Origin of the sequence: Mycobacterium shimoidei, assembly GCF_900417275.1 — a bacterium.
GTDB classification, from domain to species: Bacteria; Actinomycetota; Actinomycetes; order Mycobacteriales; family Mycobacteriaceae; genus Mycobacterium; species Mycobacterium shimoidei.
This window is the reverse complement of the sequence record NZ_UEGW01000001.1, coordinates 1700169-1715713: the sequence shown is the minus strand read 5'-3', so window position 1 is coordinate 1715713 and position 15545 is coordinate 1700169. Positions and strand designations below refer to the sequence as shown.

Here is a 15545-nt window from a genome sequence, read left to right as displayed (position 1 = left end):
GTGAGCGACCTGAAAAGCCTGGGCTACATCACCGTTTCGACCACCGACATCGACCGCTGGCGCCATTTCGCCTTCGACGTCCTGGGTTTCGCGGAAGGCTCCCCTACTTTTAGAGGCCCGGACCCTTCGGCACTGTACTTGCGGATGGATGAGCGGGCGGCCCGGCTCATCGTGGTGCCCGGTGACACCGACCGAGTGCTCACGGTGGGCTGGGAAGTGCGCGACCACCCGGCACTGCAGCGCGTCCAGGCCACACTCGACGGTGCCGGGGCGGCGTTCAAACAGCTGTCCACCGACGAGGCCGAGGCCCGCCGCGTTGAAGAGGTCATCACCTTCGAGGATCCCGCCGGCACCACGCTCGAGGTGTTTCACGGTGCGGCGCTCGACCACAGCCCGGTCATCACCCCGTTCGGCGCGAAATTCGTCACCGGTGATCAGGGCATGGGCCACGTCGTCGTGCCGGCGATGGACCCCAATGGCTTGTACGAGTTCTACACCGAAGTGCTGGGTTTCCGTTCCCGGGGCGCATTCCGCGTACCGTTACCGAAAGAGTTTGGGCCAGTGCGAGTTCGGTTCCTCGGGATCAACGAACGACATCACAGTCTGGCGATCGTCCCGGCCGCGCATCAGCGCGACCCACGGCTGGTTCACATCATGGTCGAGGTCGACAGTCTCGACGCCGTGGGTCAGGCGCTGGACCGCGTCAATGCCTCGGACTTCCAGCTGTCGTCGACCCTGGGGCGCCACACCAACGACAAGATGGTGTCGTTCTATGTCCGCGCACCCGGTGACTGGGACATCGAATTCGGCACCGATGGTATGCGTGTCGACGAAACATATTACACCGCAGAGGAAATCACCGCCGATAGCTATTGGGGCCACCAGTGGGTCGGCGAGATGCCCGCGGCAATGCGGATGTGACGGTGGACACCGACGTCCGTCCGGTCCCGGCTTCGTCCATCGGCTCGTGGGATCACGAAGCCGACGTCGTCATTGCCGGATACGGGGTGGCCGGGGCGGCCGCGGCGGTCGAAGCCGCCAGATCCGGTGCCGACGTCCTGGTGCTCGAACGCACGGGCTCGTGGGGCGGAGCGGCGGCCATGGCGGGCGGCTTCATCTATCTAGGTGGGGGTACGCCGCTGCAAAAGGCTTGTGGCTTCGATGATTCCGTCGAGAACATGACGGCGTTTCTCAACGTCGCGATGGGGCCTGGCGCGGACGAGAACCGCATCGCCGACTATTGCGCCGGGAGCGTCGAGCACTTCAACTGGCTCGTCGAGTGCGGCGTGCCGTTCAAGGCGGAGTTCTTCTCCGAGCCCGGCTGGGAGCCGATGGGCGACCAGGGGCTGATGTACAGCGGAGGAGAGAACTCGTATCCCTTCAACACCATCGCCGCCCCCGCGCCGCGCGGCCACGTCCCGCAGATGTCGAACAAGAAGCAGGGCGAGGCCAGCGCCGGCTACATGCTGATGAAACCGCTCGTGCAGGCCGCTACCGTGGCGGGCGCACGGGCGATCTACGACGTGCGGGTGCGGCAACTAGTCGTCGAATCCGACGGTCGGGTCGTGGGACTGTGCGCCCGACAGTACGGAAACGATGTGACGATCCGCGCCCGCCGTGCCGTGATACTCGCGACGGGCAGCTTCGCCTACAACGACGCCATGGTGGCGCAATACGCTCCGCGGATCGCGGGACGGCCGGCCGCCTCGATCGAGCAGCATGACGGGCAGGCCATCCGGATGGCACAGGCGCTGGGCGCCGATCTGGCACACATGGATGCCACCGAGGTGGCGATCTTCATCGACCCGCAGCAACTGGTGCGCGGCATCCTGGTCAATGGCCGCGGTCAACGCTACGTCGCCGAGGACACCTATCCGGGCCGCGTCGGCCAGCTCACGCTCTACCACCAGGACAACACCGCATACCTCGTCATCGACGAGGCCGCGCAGAACGAGGCCATGGCGTCGTGGTCACCTCAGATGATGCTGCGTCCGCCGACTTGGGTGTGCGAGACAGTCGCCGAACTCGAGCAGGAGATTGGTCTCGCGCCGGGTTCGTTGCAGGCGACGGTGGCGGCCTTCAACGACGGCGCCGCACGCGGTGAGGATCCACTGCTGCACAAGAAGCCCGAGTGGCTCCGGCCCATCGGATCGCCCGTGGGCGCGGTCGATCTGCGCGAGAGCACCGGCGGATTCACCCTGGGCGGACTGAAAACGACCCTAAATTCCGAAGTGCTGCATGTCGGCGGGGAGCCGATCCCCGGTCTGTACGCCGCGGGCCGCTCCACCGCCGGTCTCGCGGCGTGGGGCTACGCCAGCGGGATCTCGCTCGGCGACGGCAGCTTCTACGGGCGCCGCGCCGGCCGGGCTGCCGCAAAGGCCTGAAAACCGTCTGCATTCACCGAGGTCAGCGGCGCTCTGTGTGGTTTTGGACTGTCGGTGTGACAGCGACCACACCGGTGTGGTACAAACAGACATATTTCTATTAGTCATATGCTGCCGCGCAGGAGGCGTCGTGAGCGTGACCGCGGAACCCACCACTCCCAGTGCCGTCATAGATCGGGTGTCGTTGGTGCTGGACGCCTTTGACGGCCCTGGCCGGTTGACCCTGGCCCAGATCGTGCGCCGCACGGGCCTGCCCCGGTCCTCTGCACACCGCATGCTGGAACGGCTGGTGCAACTGCGCTGGCTGCGCCGAAGCGGTCGCGACTACGAATTGGGCATGCGCCTCGTCGAACTGGGATCACTGGCGGTCCACCAAGACCGACTGCACCGCGCAGCGGTCCCATTGCTGCACGATCTGCATCGTGCCACCGGGCTGGTTGTGCACTTGGCTGTACTCGACGGCGCCGACGTGGTGTATCTGGAGAAGATCGGCGACCGGATGGCCGCGGCGATTCCCAGCCGTGTCGGCGGACGTCAGCCTGCGCACTGCACAGCGTTGGGCAAAGCACTGCTGGCGTACCGCGACAATGTCGACGCCATCGATCTCGCCAGCCGCAAAACGCGGTATTCGATCAGTAGTCCAGCGCATCTGGCGGCCGAACTGGCCAAGGTTCGCGCCCACGGCGTGGCGTTCGACCGCGAGGAGTCCCTACCCGGATTCGGTTGTGTCGCAGCGTCGATCGGCGATCCCACCAAGGCCGTCGCAGCGGTGTCTGTCTGCGGGCCGATGAGCAAGATGGTATTCGACCAGCGCATGGCCGCGCCGGTGCGAATGACGGCGACGGGCATCTGGCACAACATCGAAGATGGGCCGCAGCGGGTAGCGCCGACACTGCAGCAGGTACGTCCGTTGCGGGTGGCCACGCGTTCTGTGCCGCATGAACGTGCAGTGCAGTACGCGTGAGTCGCGCCGGCGACGATGCAGAGCGTAGCGATGAGGTGGAGCGGCGCCATTAACCTCGATCCGCAGATTGCCGGCATGCTCGAGGCGCTCGACGCCGGCTTTCCTCCAGTGCACACGATGACCGGAGCACAGGCGAGGGCGGCCATCCGGGAACGCTTCGTCGCCCCGGACCAGCCTGAACCGGTCGGCACCGTGAGCGACGAAACCATCCCCGGCAGCATCGCCGTCCGCATCTATCGGCCCGCGGTAGATTCGCCGCAGCCAATTCTGGTGTACGCCCACGGCGGCGGGTTCGTGTTCTGCGACCTCGACAGCCATGACGGCCTTTGTCGTAACTTGACGAATCTCATTCCTGCCGTGGTTGTTTCGGTGGCGTACCGGCTGGCCCCAGAGCACCGGTGGCCGGCCGCAGCCGAGGATATGTACGCGGCGACGAAGTGGGCGGCTCGTAACGCGGCCAGTCTTGGCGGAGATGCCAGCCGGATAGTCGTCGGCGGCGACAGTGCCGGGGGCAACCTGGCGGCCGTGACGGCCCTGATGGCGCGCGACCGCGACGGACCATCGCTGGCCGCGCAATTGTTGGTCTACCCAATGATCGCCGCTGACTTCGGCACCGAATCGTATCGACTGTTCGGGCAAGGCTTTTACAATCCACGTCCTGCGCTGCAATGGTATTGGGATCAATACGCGCCCTCCGTCACCGACCGCGAGCATCACTACGCATCGCCGCTGAAGGCGGATTTACACGGGCTGCCCCCCGCCGTCGTCGTCACGGCGGGCCACGACCCACTGCGCGATGAGGGTATTGCATTCGGTGACGCACTGAGGGCGGCGGATGTCAATGCCGTGCATTGTCACTACGAAGGCGGCATCCACGGCTTCATGACGATGCCGATTCTTCACTTGGCTCAGCGGGCACGCGCGGAGGTCTGCGGCGAACTGTCGCGACTACTGGCGGCGACCCAGCGATCGACCGGAATTCCATAGGCGTACGCATGACTGACGATCAGGTGTACGTCATCGATCGGGTGATCACGCGGCCGGGATGCGCCAAAACATTTGTTGACGCATACCTTTCGGGCTATGCACCCGGGGCGCGCGGACGCGGTATGACGTTGCAGCGGGTGCTGGTCAGCCCACCGATTTGGTGTGCCGATCAGACCAACACAGTCACCATCATCTGGTCGCTGCAGAGTCCGCAGGCATGGTGGGAAATGAGATGGCAAGGCCGTTCCGATCCCTCAATCGGCCAATGGTGGGCCGGTATCGCCGATTTGGTCGCGGAGCGCACCCGCAGTGTGGCCGCCGACGCCGAGAACGTGGATGGGATGTGCGATGTTTAACGTCGTCAACCTTATCGACGTGGCCGCCGGTGACTCTGACCGTCTGGTGGCCGCGCTTCGTGACGCGGCGTCGAAGGTCGCCGCCCACCACGCGCTGGTGGAACCGACGCTGCCCGGCTCCCGCAACGGCGGCGACATCCTGATGCATCTACGGTTTGCCAGCCGAAGCGAATGGAACTCTGTTGCAGTGGATTTCGCCGATGTATTGCGGGATCCTGCAGTTGGCCGTGTCAATGGCGCCACCTACTCGGGCTGCCCCGTCGACACTGGGTGGTCCAGTGGCCGAGGCACCGTCTATCGCACGTTGTTGGTGAGCGTGGCGCCCGGTACCGACGACGGCACCATCGCCCGTTTCGAGGCCGATCTGCGGCTGATGCCGCGCTACATACACAGCATCACCGCGTGGCAGTTGAGCCGAGTTGAGCAAGCCAGCGGCGACTCAGCGTGGACGCACGTGTTCGAGCAGGAGTTCACCGATGTTGAAGGGCTGATGGGCCCGTATCTCATGCACCCGATTCACTGGGCCTATGTGGATCGCTGGTTTGATCCCGAATGCCCTGAAGTCATTGTGCAGGATCGCCTCTGCCACAGCTTCTGTCGCGCGGGCGGTCGCTGAAGCCGCGCTACAAGCCAGCGGGCAAGATGTTCGGGTTGGCCGCCGCCGGCGGTTCCAGCGAACCCAGCAGCGTTCTGCCGTCGAGGCTGTGCACCGGCAACCCTTGAGACGATGGATAGTGCAGGCTGAACGCCACCAGCCCGGTACGCTCGGCCGCAGGCAGATGGCACATTGCGAGTACCGTTTCAGCCAGGTACTCGACCGGTTCGGTGGGAAAGGTGTCCGGAATCAACGGCGCTGCACCGGGAGTGCGTATCGCGGTGGACGGCCCTACACAGTTGACGGCGATGTTTGCATCAAGCAGCTCGGCAGCGACTCCCTGTGTGAAGCGATGCAACGCCGCCTTCATCGACGCGTACACCACGTCGCCCGCAGTCTTGTTGTAATCGCGATACGGGCGGACCGGCGTAATCCCGGTCACCGATCCGATGTTGACGATCCAGCCCCCTCCCTGTTGACGCATGTGTGGCACCGCGGCCTTCGTCAACACGAACGGCGTCTTCAGATAATGCTCCACCGTGCGGTCGAAGGTCTCCAGGCTCATCTTCTCGACGAGCGAATAGTCGGCGTATCCGGCGTTGTTGACCAAAATGTCGAGCCTTCCGGTGCGGGCGACCACCTCGTCAATGAGCCGCTCACGCTGCTCGGCGTCCTCGAGATCGGCGGCGATGCCCAGCGCAGTTCCGCCGTCCTGCTCGATCAGTCCGATGGTTTCACCGATCGTCCCGGGCAGCGTGGTGGTTTCACCGGCCCGCTCCGAGGGCGATGGCTCATAGGACCGCGCCGTCACCACGACGGTTGCCCCTTCGGCCGAAAGCCGTTGTGCGATAGCTCGTCCGATGCCGCGGCTGCTGCCAGTGACCAGAGCCGTTCTGCCGGACAGTAGTTTGCTCATCGCAGTTCGAAGTGCTCCTCGATGGGCGCCCGGTGCTCTTCCCACCAGTCGATCATACGGAGCGGACTGGCTACCACGACGCGACCGGATGCCACGCGGTAGTAGGTGTGTGCGGTCGGTGTATGGCGCCAGACAAGATGTTCCATCAGGTTGTCCAGACGAGCGACGTAATCGTCGTACGCCTCCCGGGTGGGTTCCATCGACCGCGCACCGCGTAGCGCCATCAGTTGCAGGCACTCCCTGATGTAGTGCACGGCCACCTCGACGCCGAAGTTGTGTCCACCACCGTGGCCTGGGCTACCGTTGGGGTGCGATGTCATGAACAGGTTCGGGAATCCGGGCACGGTGCCGCCGCGGTAACTGCGGGGAGTGCCTGCCCATTCCGCCTTCAGGGTGCGGCCGTCGCGGCCGCGAATATCGATTGTTGACAGGAAGTCGAGGTAATAGCCTGTCGCATAAACGATCACGTCCAGGTCGACCTCACGTCCGTCCTCGGTAACGATCCCGTTCGGCGTGACGCGTACTGGCTCGCTGGCCTCGACGTCGACGTGGGGGCGGGTCAGCGCGGCGTAGTAGCCACCGGGGTCGCGGATGATGCGCTTGCCGTACGGGGCGAAGTCTGGGGTGACCTTCTGCGCCAGTGCACTACCGGCACCGAAAGTGCGGTCGATGTAGTCGAGGCAGTACTTGAGGAGCACGTCGTTAGCCGGCGAAATCGATAGATGCGAGTCCGCCCAGTCCGGGTCCACCTGGATAACGGGGTAGTTGTTGTCTGCTGTGGACCAATACGACTTCAGCCGAATCCAATTCGCGTAGTACGGCACGCGCCTGGCCAGCCATCGATGGTAGTCGGGCACGTCGTCGGACGGCCGTCGGCGTGGGGCCACCCAGTGCGGCTGGCGCTGGAACACGGTGAGGTGCTTGACGTCGTCGACGACCGCGTCGACGATCTGCACCGCGGTGCAGCCGGCCCCGATCACGGCGACCCGCTTGCCGGTCAAGTCGAGGTCGGGATCCCACCGTGCCGAATGAATGCTGGTGCCGGCGAAGGTCTCCCGGCCTTCCAGATCGGGGTATCGCGGCCGGTTGAGAAAGCCGGCCGCGGTGATGACTACGGTCGCATTGCTGACGGTGCGGGTTCCGTCGGCCGAGTGGGCGTGGATCTGCCAGAACTGGTGTTCGTCGTCCCACCACAGCGCCTCGACCTCGGTGTTGAAGCGGGTGTGGTCACGGATCTTGTACTTGTCGGCGACGGCCTGCAGGTACGACTGGTACTCCCATCCCATCGGGTAGTAGCTGGACCAGTCCGGATTGAGTTCACGCGAGAACGAGTAATACGTGGACGGCGTGTCCACGCCGATGCCCGGATAGGTAGTGGTCAGCCAGGTGCCGCCGACTTCAGGGTTGCGCTCGTAAATCTCGTAGTCAACGCCGGCGTCGGCCGCCATGATCGCGGCGGCAATTCCGGCCATCCCCCCGCCGACAATGGCGATCTTCACCGTCGCCGGGATGGCGACGGTGCGCGGTAGCACTGGGCGTGGCTTGTGAAACCCGCCTTGCTCCAACAACATGGGCACCTCGCGCTCGTCGACGGCTACCCCGAGCCCGAGAGGTGCGATACGGGCGAACAGCGCAGGATCATCCGCAGCGACCGTGCCGTCGCGTCCTGATGCCCCGGTCAGGATGTCCACCAGCGCCCCGACGATGGCGGCCGCGGTCTGCGGATCGGTGACCCCCGCTCGTTCGGGTGGGTCGGGTACGTGTGAAATTGCCGGGCCGAACTTGTCGGCGACGGCGGGGTCTCCGCTCAGTTGTGCCAGCACGGCGACCAACACACCGGGATCGGCTTGCTCGAGGTTGGCACGCAGCTCTGCGGCCGTCGATTCGGTAGGCATGGCGATGGCAGTATCGACCGACGGGGGCTCCCCGTGGTCGCCATGTTCCACTGACCGGTCATCCGGGGTGCTGACATAGCGTGCAGCGGCTTGACTGAACGATCGTGAGCAACGACATCGCATTGACCGAGCTGCAGGAGTTCATCGCCGAGTTCTGGTACCACTACGACGAGGCGCACTATGACGAGCTGGCGGCCCGCTACAGCCAGGACGTCCGCTACCTGACTCGAAGTGACTCAGGCGCCAGTCCTTTCGAAGAACTCATGTCGCCCGAACTCCAGGGGCGCGACGCGGTCATGGAGTGGTTGTCCGAGCATCGGCAACAAAGCCCCTATCCGTTGCGGCATCACGCCACCAACGTGCACCGCACCGGCACCGACGGCGACGTCACTCGCGCGCGTTTCTACATATTCGTCAACCAGATCGCCAACTTTGTGCCGTTCGCAGTGTCCAGCGGCGTAGCCAACGTTGCTGTGCGCCGCGGAGCCAAAGGTTTAGAGTTCACCGAGATGGACATCATCCTCGACACCACCAACTCGGTCCTGCTGTCCGAGGTCACCGCCGACAGCGCCCGGTGAGCGCCCGGGAGCTATTTTCTGGCGGGGTGGCCGTCGTCACCGGTGCCGGCGCGGGCATCGGAGCGGGCCTGGCCCGCCACGCCGCAACGCTCGGCATGACAGTCGTGCTTGCCGATGTCGACGCGCAAGCCATCGCGTCACTGCGCCAGCAACTGCGCGCCCAGGGCGTCACAGCCGTCGACGCAGTGTGCGACGTGCGTGATTGGGAGGCGGTGGAACAACTGGCCGAAAAGACCTACCGGGACGTCGGGCCGGTGCGGCTGTTGGTCAACAACGCGGGTGTCGAGCAGTTCGGATACCTGTGGGACACCCCGGTGGAGAACTGGAACCGCGTCGTCGACATCAACATCACCGGCGTGTTTCACGGGGTGCGCGCATTTCTGCCGAAAATACTTGCCTCGCGAGATCCCGCCTGGGTGTGGAACCTGTCGTCTATCGGAGGAGTGCTGGCGACGCCGCTGCAGGCGTCGTACATCATGAGCAAGCACGCAGTGCTGGCGCTCACCGAATGCCTGCAGTTGGAGGTTCAGTTGGCCGGGCACGACGACCACGTTCACGTGCAGGCCGTGCTGCCAGGAGCGGTGGTGTCCAACATCTTTGAATCCGCCGGCGGGGTTGATGACGGCGATGTCGTGGCGGCCGAGTCGCAGCGCTCGGCCATGCTCGACATCAAGGCCGAGGCGATGGATGCCCTCGCCGCCGCCGAAGCGGTGTTCGACCAGGCCGCCGAAGGGCGCTTCTACTTGCTCACGCAGCCAGAGTATGTCGGCTCGGCGATGGCTGAGCGTGCGGAAGTCCTTGTCTCTCAACGTGCTCCCGCATTGCGCGGGCGCCGATTCGATCCAGCGCACAATGAATCTGGATCCTGACGCCGCCGCGCGGGTCGCCTCGTTCGGGGTCATTCCGCCGATGCGTCAGCGCGGCCTGGCAGCCGTGCGGGAAGCGATCGAGACCGCGCCTGCGCCGGACACCATGCCAGAGATGGCTATCGAGGAGTGTGCGGCGCCCGGTCCCGGGGGATCGATCCCGTTGCGGATCTACCGCCCAACGCGTGCCACCAACACACCGGTGCTGGTGTATTTCCACGGCGGCGGAATGGTTCTCGGCTCCAATCACTCGTTCGAACCGCTGGCGCGGGCGGTGGCGTTCGAGAGCGACGCGACGGTGGTGGCCGTCGATTACCGGCTTGCCCCGGAGAACCCGCCGCCCGCGCAATTCGACGACGCCTACGTCGCGACGCGATGGGTCGCCGAGAACGCCGACCGACTCAGCGTTGACAAGACTCGGCTTTCGGTGGTCGGCGACAGCGCGGGCGGATCGTTGGCGGCCGGGGTGGCGCTGGCCGCACGCGACCACGGCGGCCCGGCGATCTGCTGTCAGGTGCTGCTGTATCCGGGGCTCGACCGGGACATGGATGCGCCGTCGATCGCTGCGCTGGCAGACGCGGCGATGCTCTCGCTCGATGACATCCACTACATGCACGAGCTCGCCGATGGCGGCGCGGGTGCACCGCATGATCCCTACCAAGTGCCCGCCTACGCCGACGACCTCTCCGGGCTGCCGGCGGCGATCGTCGTCACCGCCGAATGTGACCCGATCCGCGACTGGGGCGAGCGCTACGCGATCCGCCTGCGCGATGCCGGGGTCCAGGTGAACCTGACTCGCTACCCCGGCATGTACCACGGGTTTTTGATGCGCTCCGATGCGACCGCGCGGGGGCGACTGGCGATCGCCGAAGTCGGTGCGTTGTTGCGTGCGAAATTCGCACACCCGTTGCCGTTTTGACCGCCGTTTGGTGTCCCGATCACCGGACATGTGCCTGTCGCCAAAGCGGCGACGGCCGCAGAATCGAGGGACCACAGGTAACCAGAGGAGATTCGATGCTCACTGATGAGCGACGCGTGGAGCTGTCCGAAGTGTTGCGGCCCGCGTCGCCTCCCCGGGAGATCCACAACATCTACACCGACGACCAACGGGAACGGCTGTTGGACGTGGTGCGCACCCAGGGGCCATGGAGGCTGATCATCGCGCACCACTTCTCCTCCGCCGAAGAGCTGATCGCCACCATGAGCGGCGCGTTTCCGGAGGGCTTCGAGCCGTCACTGGACCTGTTCTTGACACCGACGTTCCGCGGCTACCTGGCGAACTACGGCACCGTTCTGTACCCGGAACTGCACGACTGCTTCTACAACGCTCGGTTTGTGGAACTTGCCAAGGCGTACTGGAAGGCGGAGTACGCCAAACCGCAGATGATGCTGTTCAACATCAACGGCCCATGCGCGAATCGCGATCCGGGACACCTGGATTCACCCAGCTTTCGGGGGGTGCGCCACGAGAACGCGCCGACATGGCTCACCAGCGTCATGGGCAAATCCGGGCTTTTTCAGGATTATCTGATCAAGATGGCCCAGGTGATCGCGTGGTTCTCGCTCGATCCGCACAGTGGCTTCACCTACTGGCCTGACGGCCCACTCAAGCCCCCGCAGCGCGTCCTGCCGCCGGTGTACAACCGCGGCGTGGTGGTGCAGAACGAGATGATGGTGCACCGCGGCGAAGCCAATGGCCCGCTGGATCAGCAGATCCCGGACGGGCTGACGTTCGACACCGTCTTCACCGGTGACCCGGCCGACCGGGACCGGTGGCTGCTGAAGAACGGCGACGACGTCATTGCCCGCCACCACACCGAGGAGCTGCGTTTCCTGGTCCACTGGTCCGCCGAAGTCTTCTCCGACCACGACGAACTGAAGAAGAACATGGAAGGCTCCGACGACCTGACCATCGAGCAGGCCATCGACGTGCTTGTCAAAGACGTCAACGCCCAAGGCATCAAACTGGCGATGCCCGATGACCCGCTGCACGACCAGGAATTCATCCGCACCCTGAACGCAGCGTATGACATCGGGGGTCCGTCGAATTATCCCGACGAGGCGCCGATCAGCGCCTTCCAGCTGGCATGACACACTTAGCTGCGGGTGACCACCTCACGCGTTGACCTCGTCCACGATCGGGACGGCACCACTGCGCGCGGCCTCTTCGATCGACTGACGGAGTTTCGAGCAGACCAAAAACGGCTTGCGCGCCTCCCGTCGCTCCACGCATCTGGCCATGGCGTCCGCGCTCCACTGGACGCTGGTCTGCTGCCAGCTACTCTTGCGGGCCAGCACCGTTGCGCCGCAATACTTGCAACTCACCTGAACCGGAGGCGAGTCGAGCAACCGCTCGTCGGTGCGAATCATCCGGCCATGGTTGCGGCGATGTTTTCGTCGACTTGCATTTGCCATGCTTCGCGCGGCCGCGTCACATCGATCTCGTACTCGAAGCGATCCACCATGTCCGGCGTCACGTCGGCCACGTCGACGTAAAACTGCTCATACCAACGGCGCAGTTGATACACCGGACCGTCCTCCTCGCACAACAGCGGATTGTCGATGCGCGCCTTCGTCTTCCAGATCGCTACATCCTGCTCGAATCCGACCTTGACCCAATCACCGAGAGCGATCGCAGCCTGCACTGCCGCCTCTTCGGGCAGATGGGCTGACTTCTTGACGATGATGCCGTATTGCAGCACAAACGAATTCGCATCGATGGGATAGTGGCAGTTGATCAGCACCGTGTGCTGGTCTGCATCCTCGAAGTGGTAGGTCAGGTCGTCGATCATGAATGAGGGCCCGAAATACGATGCGGCCGAAGTGGTGCCGAGCATCCGGGGCTGCCCTTCGGGGCTCGGTATGTCTGGGCGTGCCCCGCTGTTCATGTATTGGGTGGCGATGTGGCCTTCGAAGATGTTCTTGAAGTACGTCGGCATCGACCCGTGCACGTAGAAGAAATGCGCCATATCGACGACGTTGTCGATGATTTCGCGGCAGTTGGTGTTGACGACCGTGGTGTACCAGTGCCAGTCGGTCCATTCATCACTGGTGGCGCCCTCGATGCGAGGGATGGTCACCTCCGGCGGCGGTGCCGTGCCCTCGGGGTCGTTCCAGACGAACAACATCCCGTCTTGTTCCAGGGTCAGCCAGGTGGCGGTGCGGGCCAGCCTGGGTGTCCGGCGGCTGTAGGGCACCTTTTTGCACCGACCGTCGCCGCCCCACCGCCAGTCGTGAAAGGGGCAGGCGATTTCGTCGCCCTTCACCTCGCCTTGCGACAGATCGCCGCCCATATGGCGGCAGTAGCTGTCCAGCACGTTCAGCCTGCCGTCCCCGCTGCGAAACACCACCAACTTCTGACCGAAAGCGTGGACGGCATGCGGCTGCCCGTCGCCGAACTCTTTGGACAGGCCCAGGCAATGCCAGCCGCGGGCGAATCGCGAGGGGGCAGCCTCGGCTTCGATCTGCCGGATCTCGTCAGGAGTCGAATGCAACGTCATGACCTTGTTCTACGACGGTCCACCCGCTTCCGGCAGGGATCGTCCCGCTGGCAGGGAAAACATGCCGCGCCGCCGATTTCGCCACCTAATGTCATCCCTGTGACGATTGCTCCACCAGCCACGATCCCCGCCGGCGTTCCGATCCGCGATACCGCTGTCGACCTGCTTGTCGTCGGTTCGGGCACGGGGATGGCAGCCGCATTGGCCGCCCGCGAATGCGGATTGAACGTCTTGGTGGTGGAGAAGTCGTCTTATGTCGGCGGTTCGACAGCCCGCTCGGGTGGGGCGTTGTGGTTTCCGGCCAGCCCCATCCTTGCGGAGAACGGTGGCGACGACACGGTCGACCGTGCCGAGGCGTATCTGCGGTCGGTGGTGGCAGGCACTGCCCCGGCCGAACGCTCCACAGCGTATTTGGCCAACGTCACAGCGACCGTCCAGATGCTGCGACGTACCACACCGATGCGGTTCATCTGGGCCAAGGACTATTCGGATTACCACCCCGAAACGCCCGGTGGAACCGCAGCGGGGCGGACGTGCGAATGCCGCCCGTTGAACTCCGGCATCCTCGGCGAGTACCGGGCGCGGCTGCGACCCGGGCTCATGGAACCGAAGATCCCGATGCCCACTACGGGCGCCGATTATCGGTGGATGAACCTGATGGCCAGAGTGCCGCGCAAGGGTATACCGATCATCGCCAAGCGCTTCGGCCAAGGAGCAGGTGGGCTGCTGCTCGGCCGGCGCTACGTCGCGGGCGGGCAAGCGCTGGCCGCCGGGCTATTCGCCGGTGCACTTCGTGCGGGCATCCCGATTTGGACCGACGCGCAGTTGCTACGGCTGGCGGCCGACGGAGGGCGGGTCAGCGGAGCGGTGATCGGCCACGACGGGCGCGAGGTGGTCGTCACCGCCCGGCGTGGCGTGGTGTTGGCCGCGGGCGGTTTCGACCACAGCATGGCTATGCGGCGGAAGTTTCAGTCGGAGTCGCTCGGCGAGCACCTGAGCCTGGGCGCGGAGACCAACACCGGCGACGCCATCCGCACCGCCCAAGACGTCGGCGCCGCAATAGAGCTCATGGACCAAGCGTGGTGGTTCCCTGCCGTCGCACCACTACCCGGCAAGGCGCCGTTGGTGATGCTGGCCGAACGAGCGCTGCCCGGCTCGCTGATCGTCGACCAAAACGGCTCCCGGTTTGCCAATGAGGCAACGGATTACATGTCGTTCGGGCAGCGCCTGCTGGGGCGGGAACGCTCGGGTAATCCGGTGGAATCCATGTGGATCGTTTTCGATCAGCAATATCGAAATAGCTATGTCTTTGCCGCCGAACTGTTTCCGCGTATGCAGATTCCGCAGGCTTGGTACCGAGCGGCTATTGCCCACCGATCGAATGACCTCGCCGACCTCGCCAACAAGATCGGTGTTCCTGACGCACAGTTCGCGGCTACAGTGGCCCGGTTCAACGAGATGGCGCGGCGCGGAAATGACGCGGATTTCCACCGCGGTGCCAGCGCCTATGACCGTTACTACGGCGATCCGACCATCACCCCTAACCCCAATCTCCGCGCTCTCGACAAGGGGCCCTTCTATGCGGTCAAGATGGTGCTGAGCGACCTCGGCACCTGCGGGGGTGTGCGAGCAGATGATCGCGCTCGCGTACTGCGTGAGGACGGCAGTGTCATCGAGGGCCTGTACGCGATCGGCAATACTGCGGCCAACGCGTTCGGAACCACATATCCCGGCGCGGGCGCCACGATCGGTCAGGGCTTGGTGTACGGCTACATCGCAGCGCGGCACGCCGCCGGAACGTGATCAGTCCGGTTCTTCGGCGTCAGCCTTCTTCTCGACTTCGTACCAGAATTCCGGTGTAGGCCAAGGGATTTTCGCTCGACCTTCCTTCGGCTGCGGGAAGGCGGCTTCGGCCTCGTCAAGTTCTTTGATCATCTTCAGGGCGAGCTCCCGCTCATTGGCGTAATACCGCTCAGCCCATCGCAACGCGACGCGCGCGTACGACCAGGACGGGTCCACGCCGGCCCACCGTGCATCCTTCGCCGCCCTACGGTGCATCTCGTCGGCAAATGCCACGTGTTCTTGCAGCACTTCCTTCAGCCGTTCCGGGCTGGTGAGATGACCCAATGTCACGCGTAACAACGGGCCGTGCTTGAGCGTGGGCGGGTCGACCGGCGCCTCGTTTGCCCAGCGGGTTACCGCCTCCAGGCCGGCTTCGGTGATCTTGTACAGCCTGCGATGGCGGGCGCCGCGGGTGTTCTCGACACGCGAGGTCACCAGGCCCAGCTGCTCCATCTTCTTGAGCTCGGAGTAGATCTGGCTGTAGGCCGGGCTGCCGAAGTAAAAGCGCATGCTCCAGTCGATCCACTTTCGGATGTCATAGCCAGAGAGCTCATACTCGTATGACAGCATGCCCAGCAGGGCCCAGCTGGTTGCCGCGAGATTCGGCTTGCTGCCTTTCATTTGCCCAGGTTAACAAGCCGCCAGCCTGAGTGTCGGCTGCT

At 64.6% G+C, this 15545-nt stretch carries 16 protein-coding genes; 11 read left to right on the top strand and 5 right to left on the bottom strand.

Annotated elements, in window-relative coordinates; genetic code table 11:
- From bphC to MSP7336_RS08315, 6 genes are all read left to right on the top strand, one after another.
- Complete coding sequence (gene bphC, locus MSP7336_RS08340; RefSeq protein WP_069394869.1) at positions 1-921, top strand: biphenyl-2,3-diol 1,2-dioxygenase; 921 nt, start codon at positions 1-3, stop codon at positions 919-921.
- The gene (locus MSP7336_RS08335) at positions 918-2384 is read left to right on the top strand and encodes an FAD-dependent oxidoreductase (RefSeq protein WP_069394868.1); all 1467 of its coding nucleotides are present in this window, start codon (positions 918-920) and stop codon (positions 2382-2384) included. The genes bphC and MSP7336_RS08335 overlap by 4 nt, the downstream gene beginning before the upstream one ends.
- Before the next feature lie 136 nt (positions 2385-2520).
- Positions 2521-3348 carry an IclR family transcriptional regulator gene (locus MSP7336_RS08330; RefSeq protein ID WP_069394867.1) on the top strand — a complete coding sequence of 276 codons (828 nt, stop codon included), beginning with the start codon at positions 2521-2523 and terminating at the stop codon, positions 3346-3348.
- Positions 3349-3396: 48 nt separating this feature from the next.
- Positions 3397-4335, top strand: a complete 939-nt coding sequence (locus tag MSP7336_RS08325) for an alpha/beta hydrolase (protein WP_069394939.1) — start codon at positions 3397-3399, stop codon at positions 4333-4335.
- 8 nt (positions 4336-4343) lie between these two features.
- Complete coding sequence (locus tag MSP7336_RS08320; protein ID WP_113963480.1) at positions 4344-4691, top strand: hypothetical protein; 348 nt, start codon at positions 4344-4346, stop codon at positions 4689-4691.
- A complete protein-coding gene (locus tag MSP7336_RS08315) occupies positions 4684-5307 on the top strand; it encodes a Dabb family protein (RefSeq protein ID WP_069394865.1) in 624 nt (207 codons plus the stop codon). The genes MSP7336_RS08320 and MSP7336_RS08315 overlap by 8 nt, the downstream gene beginning before the upstream one ends.
- Before the next feature lie 7 nt (positions 5308-5314).
- Here MSP7336_RS08315 and MSP7336_RS08310 read toward each other — a convergent pair whose 3' ends face one another.
- On the bottom strand, positions 5315-6202 hold the full coding sequence (locus MSP7336_RS08310; RefSeq protein WP_113963479.1) for an SDR family NAD(P)-dependent oxidoreductase: 888 nt from the start codon (positions 6200-6202) through the stop codon (positions 5315-5317).
- Positions 6199-8097 (bottom strand): flavin-containing monooxygenase, encoded by a 1899-nt coding sequence (locus MSP7336_RS08305; RefSeq protein ID WP_113963478.1) that lies wholly within the window; start codon positions 8095-8097, stop codon positions 6199-6201. The genes MSP7336_RS08310 and MSP7336_RS08305 overlap by 4 nt, the downstream gene beginning before the upstream one ends.
- Before the next feature lie 104 nt (positions 8098-8201).
- Here MSP7336_RS08305 and MSP7336_RS08300 point away from each other — a divergent pair, with 104 nt between their 5' ends.
- From MSP7336_RS08300 to MSP7336_RS08285, 4 genes are all read left to right on the top strand, one after another.
- Entirely contained in the window at positions 8202-8675 is a 474-nt protein-coding gene (locus MSP7336_RS08300; protein ID WP_069394862.1) for a nuclear transport factor 2 family protein, read from the top strand.
- Complete coding sequence (locus tag MSP7336_RS08295) at positions 8672-9544, top strand: SDR family NAD(P)-dependent oxidoreductase (protein WP_113963477.1); 873 nt, start codon at positions 8672-8674, stop codon at positions 9542-9544. Before MSP7336_RS08300 ends, MSP7336_RS08295 begins: the two co-directional genes overlap by 4 nt.
- A complete protein-coding gene (locus tag MSP7336_RS08290) occupies positions 9528-10460 on the top strand; it encodes an alpha/beta hydrolase (RefSeq protein ID WP_113963476.1) in 933 nt (310 codons plus the stop codon). The genes MSP7336_RS08295 and MSP7336_RS08290 overlap by 17 nt, the downstream gene beginning before the upstream one ends.
- A 95-nt stretch (positions 10461-10555) precedes the next feature.
- Positions 10556-11632, top strand: coding sequence for a hypothetical protein (locus MSP7336_RS08285; protein WP_113963475.1), 1077 nt, complete (start codon positions 10556-10558; stop codon positions 11630-11632).
- 24 nt (positions 11633-11656) lie between these two features.
- Here MSP7336_RS08285 and MSP7336_RS08280 read toward each other — a convergent pair whose 3' ends face one another.
- Positions 11657-11911, bottom strand: coding sequence for a ferredoxin (locus MSP7336_RS08280; RefSeq protein WP_113963474.1), 255 nt, complete (start codon positions 11909-11911; stop codon positions 11657-11659).
- Positions 11908-13041: a 3-ketosteroid-9-alpha-monooxygenase, oxygenase component gene (locus MSP7336_RS08275; RefSeq protein ID WP_113963473.1), complete on the bottom strand. Its 1134-nt coding sequence runs from the start codon at positions 13039-13041 to the stop codon at positions 11908-11910. Before MSP7336_RS08275 ends, MSP7336_RS08280 begins: the two co-directional genes overlap by 4 nt.
- 99 nt (positions 13042-13140) lie before the next feature.
- Between MSP7336_RS08275 and MSP7336_RS08270 the strand changes: the two genes are divergently transcribed.
- Entirely contained in the window at positions 13141-14844 is a 1704-nt protein-coding gene (locus MSP7336_RS08270; protein WP_113963472.1) for a 3-ketosteroid-delta-1-dehydrogenase, read from the top strand.
- Here the strand turns inward: MSP7336_RS08270 and MSP7336_RS08265 are convergent, their stop codons facing one another.
- The gene (locus MSP7336_RS08265) at positions 14845-15504 is read right to left on the bottom strand and encodes a PadR family transcriptional regulator (protein ID WP_069394855.1); all 660 of its coding nucleotides are present in this window, start codon (positions 15502-15504) and stop codon (positions 14845-14847) included.
- Positions 15505-15545: the final 41 nt, after the last annotated feature.

Bases quoted from the DNA above. Each gene is read 5' to 3' on its own strand.
- MSP7336_RS08290 (WP_113963476.1), top strand. From the start codon at position 9,528: ATGAATCTGGATCCTGACGCCGCCGCGCGGGTCGCCTCGTTCGGGGTC.
- MSP7336_RS08265 (WP_069394855.1), bottom strand. From the start codon at position 15,504: ATGAAAGGCAGCAAGCCGAATCTCGCGGCAACCAGCTGGGCCCTGCTG.
- MSP7336_RS08280 (WP_113963474.1), bottom strand. From the start codon at position 11,911: ATGATTCGCACCGACGAGCGGTTGCTCGACTCGCCTCCGGTTCAGGTG.
- MSP7336_RS08320 (WP_113963480.1), top strand. From the start codon at position 4,344: ATGACTGACGATCAGGTGTACGTCATCGATCGGGTGATCACGCGGCCG.
- MSP7336_RS08305 (WP_113963478.1), bottom strand. From the start codon at position 8,097: ATGCCTACCGAATCGACGGCCGCAGAGCTGCGTGCCAACCTCGAGCAA.
- MSP7336_RS08315 (WP_069394865.1), top strand. From the start codon at position 4,684: ATGTTTAACGTCGTCAACCTTATCGACGTGGCCGCCGGTGACTCTGAC.
- MSP7336_RS08275 (WP_113963473.1), bottom strand. From the start codon at position 13,041: ATGACGTTGCATTCGACTCCTGACGAGATCCGGCAGATCGAAGCCGAG.
- MSP7336_RS08285 (WP_113963475.1), top strand. From the start codon at position 10,556: ATGCTCACTGATGAGCGACGCGTGGAGCTGTCCGAAGTGTTGCGGCCC.
- MSP7336_RS08310 (WP_113963479.1), bottom strand. From the start codon at position 6,202: ATGAGCAAACTACTGTCCGGCAGAACGGCTCTGGTCACTGGCAGCAGC.